At 44.9% G+C, this 19225-nt stretch carries 14 protein-coding genes; 7 read left to right on the forward strand and 7 right to left on the reverse strand.

Features of this window, described 5'->3' with window-relative positions; genetic code table 11:
• Positions 1 to 68 precede the first annotated feature (68 nt).
• From HHL16_RS10535 to HHL16_RS10545, 3 genes are read left to right on the forward strand one after another with little or no spacing between them, the layout of a single operon-like run.
• A complete protein-coding gene (locus tag HHL16_RS10535) occupies positions 69 to 4487 on the forward strand; it encodes a hypothetical protein (RefSeq protein WP_169425172.1) in 4419 nt (1472 codons plus the stop codon).
• A gap of 45 nt (positions 4488 to 4532) precedes the next feature.
• Positions 4533 to 8726, forward strand: coding sequence for a DUF6443 domain-containing protein (locus HHL16_RS10540; protein WP_169425173.1), 4194 nt, complete (start codon positions 4533 to 4535; stop codon positions 8724 to 8726).
• A 7-nt stretch (positions 8727 to 8733) separates the two neighbouring features.
• The gene (locus HHL16_RS10545; RefSeq protein ID WP_169425174.1) at positions 8734 to 9015 is read left to right on the forward strand and encodes a hypothetical protein; all 282 of its coding nucleotides are present in this window, start codon (positions 8734 to 8736) and stop codon (positions 9013 to 9015) included.
• Positions 9016 to 9156: 141 nt separating this feature from the next.
• On the opposite strand, the gene lepA is transcribed toward HHL16_RS10545, so the two are convergent.
• The gene (lepA, locus tag HHL16_RS10550) at positions 9157 to 10950 is read right to left on the reverse strand and encodes a translation elongation factor 4 (RefSeq protein ID WP_169425175.1); all 1794 of its coding nucleotides are present in this window, start codon (positions 10948 to 10950) and stop codon (positions 9157 to 9159) included.
• A gap of 166 nt (positions 10951 to 11116) precedes the next feature.
• Between lepA and HHL16_RS10555 the strand changes: the two genes are divergently transcribed.
• The 4 genes from HHL16_RS10555 (at position 11117) to HHL16_RS10570 (ending at position 13135) form a co-directional block, all read left to right on the forward strand.
• Positions 11117 to 11968: a glycosyltransferase family 2 protein gene (locus HHL16_RS10555; protein ID WP_169425176.1), complete on the forward strand. Its 852-nt coding sequence runs from the start codon at positions 11117 to 11119 to the stop codon at positions 11966 to 11968.
• A 95-nt stretch (positions 11969 to 12063) separates the two neighbouring features.
• Positions 12064 to 12759 carry a polysaccharide deacetylase family protein gene (locus HHL16_RS10560; RefSeq protein WP_169425177.1) on the forward strand — a complete coding sequence of 232 codons (696 nt, stop codon included), beginning with the start codon at positions 12064 to 12066 and terminating at the stop codon, positions 12757 to 12759.
• A 96-nt stretch (positions 12760 to 12855) separates the two neighbouring features.
• Entirely contained in the window at positions 12856 to 13044 is a 189-nt protein-coding gene (locus HHL16_RS10565; protein WP_169425025.1) for a hypothetical protein, read from the forward strand.
• The gene (locus tag HHL16_RS10570; protein WP_169426433.1) at positions 13022 to 13135 is read left to right on the forward strand and encodes an AraC family transcriptional regulator; all 114 of its coding nucleotides are present in this window, start codon (positions 13022 to 13024) and stop codon (positions 13133 to 13135) included. The genes HHL16_RS10565 and HHL16_RS10570 overlap by 23 nt, the downstream gene beginning before the upstream one ends.
• 27 nt (positions 13136 to 13162) lie before the next feature.
• Here the strand turns inward: HHL16_RS10570 and HHL16_RS10575 are convergent, their stop codons facing one another.
• The 6 genes from HHL16_RS10575 to HHL16_RS10600 all read right to left on the reverse strand — a co-directional run bounded on the left by HHL16_RS10575 (position 13163) and on the right by HHL16_RS10600 (position 19225).
• Entirely contained in the window at positions 13163 to 15370 is a 2208-nt protein-coding gene (locus tag HHL16_RS10575) for a copper-translocating P-type ATPase (protein ID WP_169425178.1), read from the reverse strand.
• Between the two features lie 76 nt (positions 15371 to 15446).
• The gene (trxA, locus tag HHL16_RS10580; RefSeq protein ID WP_169425179.1) at positions 15447 to 15746 is read right to left on the reverse strand and encodes a thioredoxin; all 300 of its coding nucleotides are present in this window, start codon (positions 15744 to 15746) and stop codon (positions 15447 to 15449) included.
• Between the two features lies 1 nt (position 15747).
• Positions 15748 to 16125, reverse strand: coding sequence for a hypothetical protein (locus HHL16_RS10585; RefSeq protein WP_169425180.1), 378 nt, complete (start codon positions 16123 to 16125; stop codon positions 15748 to 15750).
• Between the two features lie 41 nt (positions 16126 to 16166).
• Positions 16167 to 17081: a J domain-containing protein gene (locus HHL16_RS25220; protein ID WP_169425181.1), complete on the reverse strand. Its 915-nt coding sequence runs from the start codon at positions 17079 to 17081 to the stop codon at positions 16167 to 16169.
• Positions 17082 to 17221: 140 nt separating this feature from the next.
• A complete protein-coding gene (locus HHL16_RS10595; protein WP_169425182.1) occupies positions 17222 to 18610 on the reverse strand; it encodes a Gfo/Idh/MocA family oxidoreductase in 1389 nt (462 codons plus the stop codon).
• Between the two features lie 114 nt (positions 18611 to 18724).
• Positions 18725 to 19225, reverse strand: coding sequence for a hypothetical protein (locus tag HHL16_RS10600; protein ID WP_169425183.1), 501 nt, complete (start codon positions 19223 to 19225; stop codon positions 18725 to 18727).

Below are 19225 nucleotides of genomic sequence, written 5' to 3' on the forward strand. Positions count from 1 at the left end.
ACTTCTGGATATCCTGAGTTATTTACGGGTGTCCCGGAAAGTTGTTTATTAAATTAAGTTTTACTTCTATGAAGAAATTCTACATCAGACTTTGTGTGATTGTTTTGTTGTTTATGCAGATTTGTGATTTTACGCAGGCCCAGAACAATTATATATTGCCACAGGTAACGCCAAGATCGCCAGAGGCCGCAGCTTTTGAGAAATATACAGAGATGCCGGTTTCGCTATCCAACGGTACTGTTAATCTCAGCATCCCTTTATACACTATCAGATCGGGTTCACTTGAAATTCCTGTTACACTTTCATTCAATAGTAATGGAGTTAAGAATGACGAAATCCCCAGTTATGTAGGAATGGGATGGAGCATTCAGGCTGGTGGAGTGATCAACTATCAGCAACGTGGTTTGAATGATTATGATGGAGAAGGACCAGGTCTTAAGGTGGGATTATTGTATAGAAATTCAAGATATAATGCATTGGATTCTTTGAAGAGATTTCTTCGAAGGGAAATGAGTGCAGAAGACAAGAAGGGTTACCTTGATAGTGTTACCAGAATGATGGTGGATGGCGAGTTCGACTATTACTCCTATTCCTTTCCTGGCGGCTCAGGAGGTTTCTACTCTGATACAAACCGTAATTGGATAATAACTCCCAAATCGGACATAAAACTTGAGAAATTGAGAGGTGAACTTACCTTCAGGATAACCGATCAGAAGGGTACCAAATGGGAATTTGGACCAGCTGACTTGAACCAAAGCCTCGAAGAGTATGATTCTCTCGCTACATTAAGACCTGACTTTACCGGTAGTGCCAGCGTATATCTGGATAAAGTAGTTTCATCCGATAACAGAGAAATCAGGTTTAATTACAGCTACTCTACAATCCTTTATAAAACCCTTACTGGCTCTCTCACTGTAGTTACGCGTCGTAATACACCGGAATGTCCTACGAATGATTATCATATCAGCCGTAACAATACCATGCTCTATAACCACATGCTGACTTCTATTGAATGGGATGGTGGCCGAATCGAATTTGAATTGAGCGAAGATAGCAGACAGGATATCAGGAAGCTTACAGCAGGGTCCTATGGCCCATCCTATCTGAGTAAAATGAAAGTGTATGACATCAGTAATAAATTAATTACCGAGTACAGTTTTAAATACACCAATGGGAACAGGTTGCGTTTAGATCAGGTAGAAAAAAAGGATTCCTCAGGAAATCCTGCTGTCTGGAAATTTGAATATATGAAAGAGTCATTGCCCGACTTGTTTTCTAAGGCTAAAGACCATTGGGGATATGCAGGTTCAGGCAATGGAATTCCTTATGCAAATTATAGCAGGCTGTTAAGAGATGATTGGATGCCTGGATTGGGTACCTGGGTAGGGCCATCCAAAGAAAGCAATGATAATAGCCAGGGAGGTCTTATCAGAAAAGTTACCTATCCTACTGGTGGGAGCTCTGTATTCGAATATGAAAGCAATGCTATTACTTTCACTGATCCGATACAGTTGGTTAATAAACCCTTTTTCACACGTCCTTTCCCTACTCAGAATATAACGCTGGTTCATGAAGGTACCAGCGATGTTCATGACATAATCACGGGCTCCTTTACACTTGCAGAAAACACAGAGGTGGATATTGCCGCTTTCATGGAGCAAGATCCCCGCAATTTCATCAAGTCTTTCATCAGCTTAAATAAGTCAGACGGTCCGAATTTGCTGGCCTCAGGTCCATTAGCGATTCCATGTGGTCCTTTATCCTGTCAACTCACTACCAGAACAACGCTTTTAGCAGGTACCTATTATTATGAACTGAGGCGGCAGCAGGATGAAACCTTCAGAGATGGCAGTGCTTCGTTGAAAATTTCGAAAGTAGTCTATCAGCCAAAGTTTTCCTATGAGGTCGGAGGATATCGTATTAAATCTGTAAGGAATAACGATAGTGTAGGCAACAGTACATTTAAGAGCTACTCTTATGTTGATCATATAGATAGTGTAGGGAATGTTAATGTGCCTCATTATATTTCATCCCTGCGTTATTATTTTAGACCACTTAAGGGAGCTGGCTGTGATATTTGTGGAAACAAAGCAACCATTACAGAAGAAAGTGTGGCGCCGATGACCGGTAATCCTGTTGAGTACATTTATGTAACGGAGTATGATGATATAAGTGGCGAAAAGGGCAAGATTGATTACACCTTTACGCCAACTATTAATTGGCATTCAGGAAGAGCCCCCTGGTTAAGTCCATTCAAACTTAGCTGGAAAGCGGGATTGCTCAAGAACAAAAAACAATATCGATGGACTGGTACAAATTATGATCTTGTTCAATTGGATTCTACGGAATACGAAACAGTCGGAGTAGTTGAAGGGAAATCCAAAGGAGTAAAAGCAGAGTACAGTTCGTATTGTTCATATAAGGGAATCGGTGATCTTACTTCTTTCTCCTACCAGGAGCCAGTGCTTTTCACTGAAATATTTCATTCAAAGAGTCAGTCGAAGGCTTACTATTCTGATGGTGGGCAACTATTGTCGGGAGTAGTAAATATCTATGGATCTTCTAAACATAGACTAGCCACTGAAACACATACAGTAAGCAGCAATGGTGATACTATGAAAGAAATTGTCAGATACTCTTTCGATTACGACACAACCCTAGTAACGGGAAAAGAAGCTATGGCTATCCGTCACTTGCAGAGAAAGAATATTCTGGTTCCTATTGAAAAAATCTCTGTTAGGAAAAGTGGAGGCAGCGAATTTATTACGTACGCAGTATTGACTACTTATAAATCCGATACCGCTGCCGTAGACAGGGTTTTTGAATATTCCGTATTAACACCCGTGTTATATAATGGATTTGCCAATAGCTCCATCAGCGGCGGTAATCTTGCTAAAGACAGCCGGTACGAGGAATCAGCAAGATTTGTGCTCTATGATGATAAACATAATATGCTGCAAACGCAGTCGCGCGGAGGGTTCAATAAAGCCTATCTCTGGGATCATAATCAGCTTTATCTTGTATGTGAAGCAACGGGGGCTGCACAAAGTGAAATCGCTTTCACCAGTTTTGAAACTTCCAATAATGGTAACTGGACGCGTACCGGAGGCACCCTTGATTCAACTTACTTTCTCACCGGCCGCCGATCTTTTGACCTTGGTGACGGAACACTGAGCAGATCTAATCTTACCAGTGGCAAACAATATATTGTGAGTTATTGGAGCAGATCAGGCTCCAAAAATATAGCAGGTGGAACGGGGCCGCTGCAAACTGGTTCTACCATTAATGGATGGACGTACTTTGAACATCTGATTACTACCAGTGCAGGATCCCTCATTCTTACGGGCAGCGGTATTATTGATGAGTTGCGTCTCTACCCTTCCGGTGCTCAGATGGCAACATTTACCTATGCACCATTAATTGGTATCACTACTCAATGTGATGCCCGTAATAATGTATTGTATTACGAGTATGATGCGACTAATCGTTTGAAGTTGATAAGAGACAAAAACAGAAGTATCGTAAAGCTCTTTAAATATGTATATAACACAACTGCCCTTGCTGTTGCAAACTGGATTCCAACTGGTCTAACCCGGTGCAAGCCTTGTGCACAGGATCCATCTTATAACAGTACAACCAGCCAGCAGGAGGAAAAGGACAATAATCCGGAAAGCGCTACTTATAACCAAACTCGTTGGGTAGATGATGCGGGCAACGCAAGTTGCGTCAATAATGCTGTTTGGCAGAATACGGCTACTCCTTCGCGTTGTAGGAAGACTGCTGACGGAGATATTACGGGAGAACAAGAGCAGGAACAAAAGGATTTGAATCCGTGCAGCACGACATTCAATCAACTTCGTTGGGTGGTTACAGGTACTAATCCTGCTTGTGTACCAGTAGATGCAAAAATCACCGGTTCAAACTCTAGTGCTAAGCAAGTTACTGTTACGTATAAGAATCTAAGCACAAACACCGTATATACATTCCAGCTGAATCCTGGAGTCGGCAATACTGTATTGGGAAGAATTCCCTTCGGCAATTACCGTGTTGATCTAACTCCAGTCAATGGTTCTATCAATTCTCCATTGCGATTTGAAGTTGCGGGGTTGGCGCAGACCTATTTTAATGCAGTTTATTATGGTAGCATCGGGATCAATAGCAACAGTGAAGTGAAAGTTGCTGCTGCTGCCACGGCAAACGTCATTGCATGGAATCAAACTACAACAGGCCTGTATGTTCGATTTAAGAGTACGGATAATGAAGCATTGATTTATGAATACCATATACCGGCGAGAACCACCAACTCAGGTGGGACTAATTTTGGTGTGATACCAGTAGGCTCATATCATCTTGAGATGTTTGCAATGCCTCCATCGGGTACTTATAATTTCCTGTTTAAAGTATATGGTTGGTCCCAGTCGAACAAGAGCAACGTTACGTTTAGTTGGCTGAATGTAACTCCTGATTGTTATCTGGCTATGGAGTAATCATTCCGATACAGCTGTATTCTTTATCCTTTAATTCTTATTATTATGCACTTTATAAATAGATCAAAAGCGTTTTACGGACTTGCCTGTTTACTATTGACAGGTTTATTTGGACATGCTCAGCAAACAGCACCAGCTGCTTATAGTTCAAATGCAAAGATTAATTATATACGAACCTGGTCTGCAACAGCGCCAGTGAATGATCCTGCAGTACTGATCACAAAACCTCTGCAGGAAGTAAAACAAAGTACTCAGTACTTCGATGGTCTGGGCAGACCTTTGCAGATAGTTGCAAAGCAAGGCTCCCTGATTACTGGTGGCGCTGCTGCTGATCTGGTTAGCCCGATTGTATATGATGGCTATGGCAGAGAAGCTTTGAAATATTTGCCCTTCGTTGCTAATAATACAGGTGGTAACACATTTATCAATAATGGGCTTTTCAAACTCAATCCATTTCAGCAGGATTCTGCCTTCAATAAAGTGCAATTCCCCGGAGAAACATATTACTACAATAAAACAAACTTCGAGGCATCGCCGCTGAACAGGGTTACCGATACTTATGCTCCGGGTAACAGCTGGGCAGGAAGTGAAAGCAACCCTGATCCGAATACACGCAGAAATATCAGCATCCAGAATAAGATCAATGATGTTGCTGATTCTGTACGTTTCTGGTCAGTAGACCCAACTACAGGTGCTATTGCTACTACTTCGATGTACACAGCCGGAGCGTTGTATAAGAATGTAACAACCGATGAGCACAAGCAGCAAACAGTTGAATACAAAGACAAGGAAGGCCGGGTTATTCTCAAGAAAATACAGTTGTCTTCCTCTCCTTCCACCGGGCATTTTGGATGGCTCTGCACATATTACGTTTACGACAATAAAAGTAATCTCAGGCTGGTGATTCAACCGCGCGGAGTTGAACTATTACTGAGTGGAAACTGGTTACTGACAACTCCTATTCTAAATGAGTTCTCTTTTCGATACGAATATGATGAGCGTCAGCGCATGGTGGTTAAGAAAGTACCAGGAGCCGGAGAAGTATGGATGGTGTACGATGTAAGAGACAGATTAGTGCTTACTCAGGATTCATCGATGCGCAGTCAGGCCCAATGGTTCTGTATCTGTTACGACAATTTCAATAGACCCTACAGCACGGGTTTATGGGCCAATAATCAGAACAGACTTTACCATAAAGATCAGGCATACAATAGTACCTCCTACCCTGTAGTGAATGCGCAGAATTATGAAGAGCTGACGCATGCTTATTTCGACAATTACGCTCAATTGTCAACTTTGCCAGCTACAGTTAAGGATTTTGATATCAGCTATGCTACTCCGTATTTGCTGACAGCTTCAAACAGTGCCTATCCATTTGCACAGGCCGTTCAAAAATCAGACAACACAAGAGGTTTGGCAACCGGAAATCTTACCCGCGTATTAGGATCGACACCCGTCTACATGCCAGGGACAGTAAACTTTTATGATGAAGATGGCAGATTGATCCAAACCCGTTCACAAACGATTACTGGTGCTCTGAACGTAGTTACCACTCAATATAACTGGAGTGGACAGCCATTGGTAATTGTACAACAGCAACAAAAGCCGGCACCCAACCCACAAACCCATGTGATTGTCACAAAGATCAATTATGATGATCTGGGCCGTGTGCTTACCATCAAAAAAGCGGTGTACAGTACTATTGGATCAAAAACTGCTACTCAACCTGAGCAACTGCTGGTGAGTAATGAATATGATGCATTGGGTCAGCTTTCAAAGAAATCATTAGGTGCGGCAGTAATAGATTCTTTGCGTTACGACTATAATATCCGTGGCTGGCTGTTGGGTGCTAACCGTGCCTATGCAAAAGACGCTCATCAAAACAACTACTTTGGATTTGATCTGGGCTACGATAAAACCAGTAATGACCTGATTGGTAATCAATCTTACTCAGCTGCTCAGTTCAACGGTAACATTGCCGGTACAGTCTGGAAAAGCCGTGGTGATGGAGAAAAAAGAAAGTATGATTTTAGTTATGATGCTGTAAACAGAATAACCAAAGCTGCCTTTACACAATATACGAGTAATGTTTTCAACACCAGTGCAGGACTCGATTTCTCCCTTAGTAATATGAGCTATGATGCCAATGGCAATATCCTCTCCATGACCCAGCGCGGCTGGAAGCTGGGCGGAAGCTCAATTATCGATAGCCTCCTGTACACCTACAACAGCAGCAATAAATTACAAAACGTTATCGATCGAAGCAATGATGTACAAACTAAACTGGGCGACTTCAGAAGCTCGCAGATATACATGACTGCTTTGGGAAATAACAAAACCACTGCTGCGATTGATTACACGTATGATGGTAATGGTAACCTTCTCAAAGATCGTAACAAGGATATTGGTGATGCGGGCAACAATGGCATTGTGTACAATCACCTGAACCTGCCATCTGTGATTACGGTCCGCACAACGGGAGGAGCAGTAAAAGGAACCATCACCTATACTTATGATGCAGCGGGAAATAAGTTGCAGAAAACAGTTAAGGAAACTGGCCAGCCTGATAAGAACACACTCTACCTTGGCGGGTTAGTCTACGAGAATGACTCATTGCAATTCATCGGAAACGAAGAGGGACGTTTGCGCTACTCGAAACTGTATTATCAGAATGGCAGTAGTGAATACAAATACGTGAACGATTATTTCCTGAAAGATCACCTGGGGAATGTAAGAGCGGTATTGTCTGAACAAAAAGACACTGCTGCGTACATGGCTACGATGGAAGCTGCTTACAGAGCGAAAGAGACTGCTTTGTTCAGCAATATTTCAGAAACCGCTTATCCCAAATCATTAGTGCCCGGCGGCTATCCTGCTGATAATACAACCAATCCCAATGACTCCCTCGCCCGATTAAATGGCAGCGGCAGAAAGGTGGGACCATCACTGGTGTTGAAAGTGATGAGTGGTGATAAAGTGGATCTTGCAGTGAAATCATTTTACAAACCAAGTGGAACAACTGGCGCTCCCAGTGACCCAATGGTTGATATCCTCAGTGTATTGGCCGGAGGTATTGTTGGAGTAGCTGGTGAATCAAAAGGAACACTCTCGCAACTTAATAATCCTAGTAACAGTCCGCTGTTGGGAGTATTGAACAGTTTCCGCACAGCCAATAATTCAACACCGCCATCCAAGCCAAAGGCTTACCTGAACTGGATTCTATTGGATGAGCAAATGAAGTATGTGAGCACAGGAAGTGGTGCTCAACCAGTAGGTAATGCAGATGTGTTAACTTCACTTGCTCCAGCAACACTCAATATTGCAAAGAATGGATTTTTGTATATTTATGTGAGCAATGAAACGCAGAATTGGGATGTGTTCTTTGATAACCTGAGTGTAAGACATTTTATAGGGCCTTTGCAGGAGGAAACGCATTATTATCCGTTTGGGTTGACGATGGCAGGGATAAGTAGTAAGGCACTGAAACACACTATCGAAAATAAGAGAGGTTTTAATGGTAATGAACTACAAAATAAAGAGTTTACTGATGGTGTTGGAATTGAACTATATGATTTTAATGCTCGGTCATATGATCCTCAGCTTGGAAGATTTAATCAAATAGATCCTGAAACTGAGGTAGGTCAGGAGGGCTTGACACCCTTTCATTTTTCTTTCAATAATCCTATAGTGTTTAATGACCCAGATGGTAAAAACCCAGTTGTTCCAATTGTAGCAGGATTGTATCGCTTATATAGGTTGTATCGTGCTGCTAGAACTGTAGCTGCAGTAATCCCCAAAGTACCTGTACAACCACCAGTAGTACAAATGGTTATTACTACTGACGTTATGGGGGAAATTACTGCAGTCAAGGAAAGTCAGCATTTGCTATACGTTGCTGGGCGTGAAAAGACACAAGCAATGATGCAACAGCATGAAAAAGATGAGAAAGTTGCTGAGATTGACGAAGAGGTTAGGCAGTTAGAAAAGTCCAATAGAACATTAGAAAAGAAAGCAAAAGATCATGAAGATAAGCTGAACGAATTTCAAAACGATCCAGATAAATTTGACAACAAAGACTTTTTGAAAAATGCTCCTCCGGGAGCAAGAAACACTATCATTCAAAAAAGAATTGAGCATCTTAAGAAAGAGATTAGGACATTTAGGAACAATATTCAGAAAAATAAAGATAAAGTGGTGCAACTTCAAGTGGAGAAAAATAAAATACTGGAAATTAAATAGATTAATAATGAACATAATAACAGTACAAACATTAGAATTGGTTGTCAAAGCATCGATCGAAAAATTAAGGAAGAAGGGAATTGAAGCGATTGCCATCGAAGATGATTGGTATTGGAATGTTCCATTAGATAAGCTAAATGATATTCCTGATGAACCTTCCTTGACAGTTGGTTCAATTAATGATGATATTGAATTTCTAAATTCTCTAGAAGAAAATGATCTTTCTGGATTTTTAGAATTTGAGCGGTTGGCGTCTTTGTTTAAATCAATGGCAAAGCTATACTCCTAATAATATCAATTTCTGTATAAATCGATCGATCAAATTTCGTTTCCGTCACATCAATAATGACTAATAAATATTCATGAGTGAAATAAAAGAAGAAGGCCTGCAAATTCCTGCAGGCCTTCTTCTTTATTTAGTCTTTTTCAATTAATCATTCAACTTCAACACCGCCAAAAACGCTTCCTGCGGCACTTCCACATTACCAATCTGTCTCATTCTCTTCTTACCCTCCTTCTGCTTCTCCAACAGCTTACGCTTACGGCTGATATCACCACCATAACACTTCGCTGTTACATCTTTACGTAACGCAGAGATCGTCTCACGAGCAACAATCTTTGCGCCAATTGCCGCCTGAATCGCAATCTGGAACTGGTGACGCGTCAGCAACTCTTTCAGCTTCTCACACAATTTACGTCCGAAGTCTTCTGCACGCTGACGGTGGATCAACGCACTCAATGCATCCACCTTATCTCCATTCAGCAGAATATCCATCTTCACGATATCGCTCTCACGATACCCGATCGGTGAATAATCGAACGATGCATATCCGCGGGTCTGGCTCTTCAGCTTATCATAGAAATCGAATACGATCTCCGTCATCGGCATTTCAAAGATCAGTTCCACACGCGTTTGCGTGAGGTAGCTCTGATTGATGAGAATACCGCGCTTGCTGAGACAGAGCGTCATGATATTACCGATGTAATCGGGTTTGGTGATGATCTGTGCTTTGATGAATGGCTCCTCCACACGGTCGATCTGTGTAGGCTCCGGCATCTCGGTTGGGTTGTTGATGGTAACCTTCTCCCCGCGCGTGGTGTAACCGATAAAGCCTACGTTTGGAACGGTGGTGATCACGGTTTGATTGAACTCGCGCTCAAGTCTTTCCTGAATGATCTCCATGTGCAGCATTCCGAGGAATCCGCATCGGAAACCGAATCCGAGGGCCTGTGATGTTTCGAGTTCGTATGTGAGTGAGGCATCGTTGAGCTGCAGTTTGTCCATACAGTCGCGGAGCTCTTCAAAATCTTCTGTTTCTACGGGATAGATACCGGCAAATACCATTGGCTTCACTTCCTCGAAACCCTGGATGGCATTGGGATGCGGATTGTTGGAAAGCGTAAGGGTATCACCCACTTTCACCTCTTTGGCATTTTTGATACCGGTGATGATATAACCTACGTCGCCTGCACGAACTTCTTTCCTGGGGCTGAGCGTTAATTTCAGTACGCCTACTTCATCGGCTTCATATTCAGTTTCTGTGGCGATGAATTTAACCTTATCTCCTTTTTTGAGTACGCCGTTGAGAATGCGGTAGTATACAATGATGCCGCGGAAGCTGTTGTAAACGCTGTCGAAGATCAGGGCCTGAAGCGGGGCTTCGGTGCTTCCCTCAGGAGCGGGGATCTTTTCAACGATTGCCTGAAGAATGGCATCGATGCCGATACCTGCACGGCCGGATGCCAGCAGAATTTCTTCTTTTTTGCAACCGATCAGATCGATGATCTGATCCTGCACCTCTTCGATCATGGCGCCATCCATATCGATCTTGTTGATCACCGGAATGATCTCAAGGTCGTTGTCGATGGCCAGATAAAGATTGCTGATGGTTTGCGCCTGAATACCCTGAGTGGCGTCTACCAGCAGCAGCGCGCCTTCGCAGGCTGCGAGTGCACGGCTCACTTCGTAAGAGAAGTCAACGTGACCCGGTGTATCGATCAGATTGAGTGTGTATTCCTGTCCGTCAGTGTGTTTGTAACTGATCTGGATGGCCTTACTTTTAATAGTGATGCCCTTTTCTCTTTCGAGATCCATATCGTCCAGTACCTGGTCCATCATTTCACGTTCGGAGATGGTATTGGTGCTCTGCAATAAACGGTCAGCCAGGGTACTTTTACCGTGGTCGATATGCGCGATGATGCAAAAATTCCGGATATTCTTCATTGGTTCCTTATGCCTTCATTTTCAGGTGCAGCCGTAGCTGCGGTTCACCTTGGCGAGGGCGGACGCAAAGGTAACTCATTTTGCCCGTATTTCAGGAAGACGGATATGAGGAAAAAGCCATAAGTGACGTAGGGGTATCTATGCAAAAGGCTGTTTTCTAGATAATATGAACAGAACAAAGGATCAGGGTAAACATTCTTTCGGCAAAGTCAGTGCCGTAATCATCACTTTCAACGAGGAAAGCAATATACGGAGGACCCTCCGCCAGTTGCATTGGTGCGACGAAATCATTGTGGTAGACAGCCATAGCACAGACAGTACCGTGGCCATCTGCCGTGAGTTCAATGCTACGGTGTACTACCGCGATTTCGACGGGTATGGTCCCCAGAAACGCTTCGCCGTTTCCATGGCCAGCAACCCATGGGTGCTCTGCATCGATGCCGATGAAGTGCTCTCCGATGAACTGGTTGATGAAATATTGCAGATAACCCCCGAAGAAGCACAGGCAAACAGCGGTTTCGCTTTCAAAATGAATCTGGTATTCCTTGGAAAAGAGTTCAAACACGGAAAGGAAAGCGGCCGTCATTTTCTCCGTCTGTTCAACAAAGAACAAGGCGGTTTTACGGAAGATAAAGTGCATGAAGCCATCCGGGTAAATGGACCAGTAAAGAAACTGAACCATATTCTGCTCCATTATAGTTATCACAGTTTCCATCAGTGTCTGGAAAAGAACAACCGCTACTCCACCATTTCAGCTGAAATGGCGTTCAGCAAGGGGAAAAAGAAGCATGTGCTGGCGATACTTTTTGCGCTTCCATTCAACTTCTTTAAATATTATCTGCTCGAACGTAATCTGCTCAACGGCCTGAAAGGGTTCTACTGGAGCACGCTCCTGAGTTTCTACCACTTTTTCAAATACGTAAAACTGAATGAGTTGCACCGGCAGGCTGGCAAAAAAAGCAGGCATCAGCAGGGCAGCATCACTATTTCAGCGAATTCTTTTTCTAAAGCATCATGATGTATTGGTATCTGCTGATTGTAGCAGTTTTAGCGCTAATCACTTTCATTTTTGTTGCAATAAGCCGACCTGCGGGCCCCTGCCTGCGGGTTTTGATGTATCATAAGGTTTCTGAAGATGGAACCCGCGATTACCTCACGGTAACCACCGATCAGCTGGCCGAACAATGGCGGTACCTTCAGCAGGAGGGTTTCACGCCGATCCTGTTCAGCGATCTCGTTCGTGCTGTCAGCGCAGGTAAAGCGCTTCCTCCCCGCCCCGTTCTGCTAACTTTCGATGATGGGTACAAGGATAATTTTACCCGGATGTATCCGCTGCTCGAACAGCTGAATATGAAAGCCGGCATCTTTCTGGTGCCTGCATTTTTGCAGCAGCAGATCAATGAAAGCGATGGTCTCTATCTCGATCTGCAGGATCTGAGATCGATGAACCCCGCAAGAGTTGAATATGGTCTTCACTCCTATTCTCACCAGAGTTACAAAAAACTCACTCTGAAAGAGCTGAGCAATGATATTGTTCAGACCAGGGACTGGCTGAAAGCGCAGGGCATTTCTTTCCAGCCCTGTGTGGCATTTCCATATGGTGCATATCCTAAAAAGAATCCTTTCAAAAGAAAAGCGTTTACCGATACGCTTGCTATCAGTGGTATAGCGTTGGGTTTCAGGATCGGCAATCGCCTGAATGCGCTGCCGCTGAAAAAGCCGCTGCTGGTGCAACGGCTCGATATCAGAGGAGATGCCAGCTTCGAAGATTTTGTAAGACTGGTAAAGAAAGGGAAAGCCCTCGTATAACATAGTTTCGAAAAGTACCATTATTGGCGCCAAAAGTTCCCTTGGTAAAAAATTGTCATATTTAGCTTTGAGGTATACAAATCAAAAATCTGAGCAATGACAATTACCTGGAGAAAACTCGCCCTGCCCCTGTTAGCCATTGTTTTTCTGGCCGCCTGCAGCAAAGATGATGCTGTTATGCCGACAGCCCCTGAAAATGGCAATGTTATCCTCAGTTCTACCCGTTGGGCAACCACTGTAGTGCGTGATTCTGTTGGCAAGGATGTTACTGCTTGGTTTTTCTGATACCTCCTACTTCTCCCGGTTCTTCCGAAGATCTACCGGACAAACCCCGCTGGAGTTCCGGAATGAAAACAGAAAAGGCCAGTTTACCTGACCTTTTCAATTAGCTGTTTTCAACTGATTATTTTACGCGCAGCAACTTTGCATTGATGGCTACCACAATGGTGCTCACGCTCATCAAAATGGCTCCCATGGCTGGACTCAGCATAAAGCCAGGATAGAGAATACCTGCAGCCAATGGAATCGCAATTACGTTGTAGCCTGCCGCCCAGATGAGGTTCTGTACCATTTTTCTGTAAGTGGCCTTACCGAAGCTGATCAGTTGAACTACGTCTTTCGGATCGCTGTCAACCAAAATGATGTCGGCAGTTTCTGCGGCTACGTCGGTGCCTGATCCTACAGCGATGCCAACATCAGCTTGTGCGAGTGCAGGTGCATCGTTCACTCCATCACCGGTCATTGCTACCACGTATCCCTGTTGCTGGAACTCTTTTACTTTCTCCTGTTTCTCGTGAGGAAGTACGTTGGCGATAAAGCCATCCATATTCAGTTTTTTGGCTACGGAAGCTGCTACTTTTTCGTTGTCGCCGGTGAGCAGGTATGTTTTGATACCCATGTGCTGCAAGGCTTTGATGGCTTCAGGCGCTGTTTCGCGGATGCTGTCTGCAAGGGTGATGATGCCTGCCGGTTGTCCATCGATCAGTACATACGTAATGGTTTCGGTAGATTGGTCGATGCTGTCCGGAATGGCTGGCATCTGTGCATTATGCGCACTGAAATAATTGGGACCAGCAGCGATCACTTTCTTTCCATTTACAGTTCCGCTAACGCCCATGCCCTGCATGTATTCGAAATTGGTGCTCGTCCAGAGTGGAAGTTTTTTCTCCTGTTGTTTGCGGATGATGCCGCGTGCAATATGATGCTCCGAATTCTGCTGCACGGCTGCTGTGTACTGAAGCAGTTCGTCTGCACTAAACGTATTGTTGAGAGGAATGATTTGCTGCAATTCGTGAGAACCTTTGGTGAGTGTTCCGGTCTTATCGAAGATGATCAGGTTGAGCAGTCTCGCATTCTCAAATGCAGTCCGGTTGCGGATCAGCAGCCCATGTGTTGCAGATAAAGTAGTTGAAATAGCTACCACCAATGGAATGGCAACACCGAGTGCATGCGGACAGCTGGTTACCATCACTGTTACCATTCTTTCCAATGCGAACGACAATTCCTTGCCTGCAAACAGCCATACGATAAATGTGATCACACCAACACTGATAGAGATGATGGTAAGCCATTTGGCCACTTTGCCTGCGAGGTTTTGTGTGCGGGATTTGGCGCTCTGCGCAGAGCGGACCATCGTGATCACTTTATTGAGATAGCTGCTGCTACCGGTTCCGGTTACGCGAATGGTGAGTACGCCGTCGCCGTTGATGGAGCCGCCGATCACTTTAGCGTTGTTCTCTTTTTTAACGGGAACACTTTCGCCGGTGAGCATGCTTTCGTTTACGTAGGATGATCCGGCAATGACGAGTCCGTCGGCGGGGATCTTTTCACCGGGCTTTACAATGATGGTGTCTTCCTGTTTCAGCTGATCGAGCGGTATATCTTTTTCGCCTGCATCGGTTTTGAGGTGAACCGTGCTGGGCAGGAGTTTTACGAGAGATTCGAGTGCATTGCTGGCAGCCATCTGCGATTTCATTTCGAGCCAGTGGCCGAGCAGCATGATAACGATGAGGGTAGCGAGTTCCCAGAAGAAGTCCATGCCCTGTAATCCGAATACCACTGCAGTGCTGTAGAAGTAGGCAGTGGAGATGGCTACGGCAACGAGCGTCATCATACCCGGATTGCGGTGTTTCAGTTCCTGGATCATTCCGGTAAGGAAGGGCCAGCCACCGTAAACAAAGATGATGCTACCGAGTGCAAACAAAATATACTGATCGCCGGGAAAGCTCCAGTTAACGCCCAGCCAGCTTTGTATCATGTGTGAGAGCGCAAGAACGGGTACGGTGAGTATCAGACAGATCCAGAAACGCTGGAGGAAATTGGCTGTATGGTGACCAGCATGTTCATCATATCCACCTTCATCAGATGCACCGTGTTTGTGGTGATCATGTTTGCCGTGATTCATAGCTGCATGATCATGGCCCTGTGATGCGCCGGATTTTTTTTCTGTATGTTGATGTGAAGGCTGCTGCTCTGTGGATGATTGATGGTTGTGCTCCTGATGTTCATGCCCTTCATGGCTTTCATTCTCCTGCGGAGGTGGCGCAGATTTTTGGTCGTTCGGTTGATGATGCTGATGTGCGTTGTTGTTCGGGTGTTGGTGCTGTTCCATAGAATCTGTTTGAGGATGTAAAAATACCAGCTGCCTCACCCGCAGGTTTTCATAATTATGGATAAAACTTAACGCATCAGACAAGATGCTGTTCCACTACTTTCAGAATACTCACTTTATCGAGCAATCCGGGATGGCGCCACAACACTTTTCCGTTGCGGAACAGCATAAGAGTAGGCACCGCTGTTATCTGGTAATTGCGGCTGGCTGTTTGGTTGGTATCGATGTTCACACGCACCACGCGGGCTTTTCCGGAGAGCACGCCGGCTACAGCTTTTATTACGGGGTCCATGGCTTTGCAGGGGCCGCACCAGTCTGCATAGAAGTCTACGAGTACAGGTTGCGCGGATTGTATCAGTTGATTGAATGTTTCCATGTTAATGAATATTGCGCGTGAGTACCTGGATCTTCAATCTCGCTGCACGGGCGCTGGTGATCTCTTTGTTCAGTATCACCAGATGAAAGCCGAGATCAGACACAAGCCAGTCGCGGCGCAGGTTTCCGCCTGTGCTGATGAAGATCATTCTGAAATGATTGGCCAGCGGCATACCTGCCGCATTGCAGGTTTCCATGGCTTTATGCAGTGCGAGTTCCAGTTCATCCTCTTCGAACAGATCATCGCCGATCAGGGTACTGGTGTAATGAACCAGATGGCTCGCTATGATTCTGTCAGCCACATCATCCAATAAAGATGCATGGGCGTTCTGCATAAAAAGCCAGGGGATGATGCCTTGTGAAATGCTTACTGTTTCCATCTGACTGAATTTTGTGTTTGGGGGAATCTGATGATGCTGAATTACACGAATGCATTACTGGTATCAAAGCTTTGCTGCAATTGTCTGAACAGTTCTTTCTGTTGTGGAGTAAGGTTTTCTGGGATCTGTACGTTGATTTCGAGCAACAGGTCGCCATGTTGTTCCGGATGATCATAATGCGGCATTCCTTTCCCTTTTATCCGAAGGAGTTTACCGTTCTGTGTACCTGCGGGAATGCTGATGTTGAGTTTTCCAGTGAGGGTATCTATTTCCTGTTTTCCTCCCAATACTGCATTGAAGAGATTGGTATGAATGGTCTGGTGCAGGTTGTCTCCTTCCCTTTTGAACTGCGCGTGAGGCGTTACATGAATAGTGATATACAAATCACCTGCCGGTCCTCCGTTTCTTCCAGGGCCTCCTTTGCCTGCGAGTTTGATCACGAGGCCATCATAGGTGCCGGGCTTGAGTTTGATGCGGAGCTTGTTGTTTTCAAGTTGCAATAATCTTGCAGTTCCGTGATAGGCTTCTTCGAGCGTGATAGTGGTTTCAGATTGGAAATCACTGCCTTTGAAAGCAGCCTTGCTTCTTTGTCCCTGTCCGAATCCTCCGCCCCTGAAGAACGATTCGAAGATATCGTTCGGATCACCTTCGAACTGGAATCCACCTCCGTCACCACCATTATTGTAATACTGATATTGTGAACCTCCGCCGGGAGGTGGACCCTGTTCATTCACACGGTTCCAGTTCTCACCGAACTGATCGTATTTCTTTCTTTTTTCCGGATCGCTCAGTACTTCGTAGGCTTCGTTGATCTCTTTGAATTTGTTCTCTGCTTCTTTATTGTCGGGGTTTTTGTCAGGATGATATTTCACAGCCAGCTTGCGATAGGCTTTCTTAATATCGGCTTCGGCAGCATCCCTGCTTACCCCTAATATGGCATAAAAGTCTTTCGGCACTTTTCATGATATTTTAGTGAAGATTAACCACAGGAAATGGTTTACGGAAAGGATTGTACCGGGGAAGTATTACTCAATACAATATACAAAAATACCGGCAGATTGCAATGAACCGGCCGGTATGCGCTATGATGATTTTATTACATTTTAATAGGCATCACTTTGTCAGATTTGCGGCTGGCTTCGGCCATGAAGGCCATGATATGGCTTTCGATGCTTTCATCGATGGTGCTGGTGAGTACGTTGGGATTCTGCTGGGAAACGGCCTGGACAAAATCGCGGGCCAGCCCCCAGTCGCCGCCGCCATGGCCGCTGTTCTTGTAATCGTCTACATCTTCGGCTTTCGGTACCAGCTTCACAGATTTGCCTGTGCGAAAATCGGTTACTACCAGTTCTTCCATGTCTCCCACCATATCGCCCATGGAGCCCATGATGCGCGTTCTTCTTCCCGCATAAGAAGTAAAGGCTTCCATGCTGAAGCTGGCCGTTACATTGTCGCCAAAGCGTATATTGGTGATGTAGTGATCGGGTTGATCGTTGTCCATCCGATACACGCAACGCCCGTAGTTAGTGGTCTTCAGCTGCTCCATGATGAAGTCCGGCTGCTTCGATTTGTCTTCGGGCAGATCGAATACATAGAGTCTTTGCTTCTTCTCGTAATAGTTTCTGATGGCTGAGTACGGACAATCTCTTTCAATGGTGCAACCGTCGGTGCATCTTGCTGTGCTGCCCTGCGGTGCATTTTCTTTACGGAACCATTTGAGATCGCCCATTGCGGAGATCTGTCTGGCGGGTTTACTGATCACCCATTTGATGATATCGAGATCGTGGCAGCTCTTTGCCAGTATGATCGGTGTAGTGACTTTTGAATTATGCCAGTTGCCGCGCACATATGAGTGCGCCATATGCGTGTGTTCGATAGGCTCAAAATGCTGAATGCTGATGATCTCTCCGATAGCGCCCTGCGACAGCAGTTCTTTCATCTTTACAAAATAAGGCGCGTAGCGAAGCACATGACAAACAGCAACAATGCGACCTGATTTTTTGGCGAGCGCGAGAATGTCGCGGCATTCTCTTTCGGTGGGTGCGATAGGTTTTTCGAGCAGAATATCGTAGCCCATGCTGAGGGCTTTCATGCATGGACCATAATGCAGATTATCTGGTGTGGTGATGATGATGGCATCTGCGAATTTGGGTCGTTCGAACACGCGTTCCCATGTATCGAATCGGTTGTTGTCGGCGATATTGTGTTTGGTGGCGTAGCGTTGGTTGCGCAATGGAATGGGTTCTGCAACGCCGACGATATCGAGTTGATCGGGGAATTTTGCGGCGAAGTTTCCGTATACATTTCCGCGGCTTCCTGCACCGAGTGTGATGGCTGTAACAGGCTTTGCAAGCGGTTTGTGGAGTGGATTAGACGGGAGAGGATATGCGTAGGAGTTGTTGCCGAGGTCTGCGAAAGTGTCGCGGTTAAGCATGATGGCTCCAACGCCGAGACCCAGAGACTTGATGAGGTTTCTTCTGTTCATGGTGTCTGTTGTAATGTGGAATGGGATACAACAATGATACCATAATATGTGAGAAGACGGGCATTTCCGCTGCCATGCCGGACGAACCGGCATGGCAGAGAAACGCTTATAAATCTATGGAACCATCAATATACGCACTTGCGTACTGATTAGAGTTGAATTGTCGTCGAGGACGATAAGGAAGTAAAAGTTGCCAGGATAATCTACCGCTTTTACACCGCTAGATGGATAACTAGGCTTAGGTACTCCTGCATTGCTCAGGATTTCATCCAGAGAAGAGTTGAAAGTCACTTTGTTGTTACTTCCCGCAATGGGGCCAGATGCATAGTTTTCAACCTCCGGATCGAACAAATCCTGCGGACCAGAACTGAAGCTAACTTTTTGTATCTCTTTGATTTTTCTTCCGCTTGATTCGGGAATCTCCAGAATGATGCTAAAGTTTGGACTAGCTTCAGAAACTGTTATAGATGGACCATTACGTTGGGAGCTTTTGTTGGCAACAGTTACCTGAATTGGCGGGGCGCTTGCATCCAATGGCTGAAAGCCATCTTTTTTGCAGGAGCTGAAACCTGCAAGGAGCATCAGGCAAATCACGCTATATTTTAATATTTTCAT

The sequence above is a fragment of the Pseudoflavitalea sp. G-6-1-2 genome, from assembly GCF_012927185.1.
GTDB lineage: Bacteria > Bacteroidota > Bacteroidia > Chitinophagales > Chitinophagaceae > Pseudobacter.

Bases quoted from the DNA above. Each gene is read 5' to 3' on its own strand.
- HHL16_RS10535 (WP_169425172.1), top strand. From the start codon at position 69: ATGAAGAAATTCTACATCAGACTTTGTGTGATTGTTTTGTTGTTTATG.
- HHL16_RS10540 (WP_169425173.1), top strand. From the start codon at position 4,533: ATGCACTTTATAAATAGATCAAAAGCGTTTTACGGACTTGCCTGTTTA.
- HHL16_RS10545 (WP_169425174.1), top strand. From the start codon at position 8,734: ATGAACATAATAACAGTACAAACATTAGAATTGGTTGTCAAAGCATCG.
- lepA (WP_169425175.1), bottom strand. From the start codon at position 10,950: ATGAAGAATATCCGGAATTTTTGCATCATCGCGCATATCGACCACGGT.
- HHL16_RS10555 (WP_169425176.1), top strand. From the start codon at position 11,117: ATGAACAGAACAAAGGATCAGGGTAAACATTCTTTCGGCAAAGTCAGT.
- HHL16_RS10560 (WP_169425177.1), top strand. From the start codon at position 12,064: ATGTATCATAAGGTTTCTGAAGATGGAACCCGCGATTACCTCACGGTA.
- HHL16_RS10565 (WP_169425025.1), top strand. From the start codon at position 12,856: ATGACAATTACCTGGAGAAAACTCGCCCTGCCCCTGTTAGCCATTGTT.
- HHL16_RS10570 (WP_169426433.1), top strand. From the start codon at position 13,022: ATGTTACTGCTTGGTTTTTCTGATACCTCCTACTTCTCCCGGTTCTTC.
- HHL16_RS10575 (WP_169425178.1), bottom strand. From the start codon at position 15,370: ATGGAACAGCACCAACACCCGAACAACAACGCACATCAGCATCATCAA.
- trxA (WP_169425179.1), bottom strand. From the start codon at position 15,746: ATGGAAACATTCAATCAACTGATACAATCCGCGCAACCTGTACTCGTA.
- HHL16_RS10585 (WP_169425180.1), bottom strand. From the start codon at position 16,125: ATGGAAACAGTAAGCATTTCACAAGGCATCATCCCCTGGCTTTTTATG.
- HHL16_RS10595 (WP_169425182.1), bottom strand. From the start codon at position 18,610: ATGAACAGAAGAAACCTCATCAAGTCTCTGGGTCTCGGCGTTGGAGCC.
- HHL16_RS10600 (WP_169425183.1), bottom strand. From the start codon at position 19,225: ATGAAAATATTAAAATATAGCGTGATTTGCCTGATGCTCCTTGCAGGT.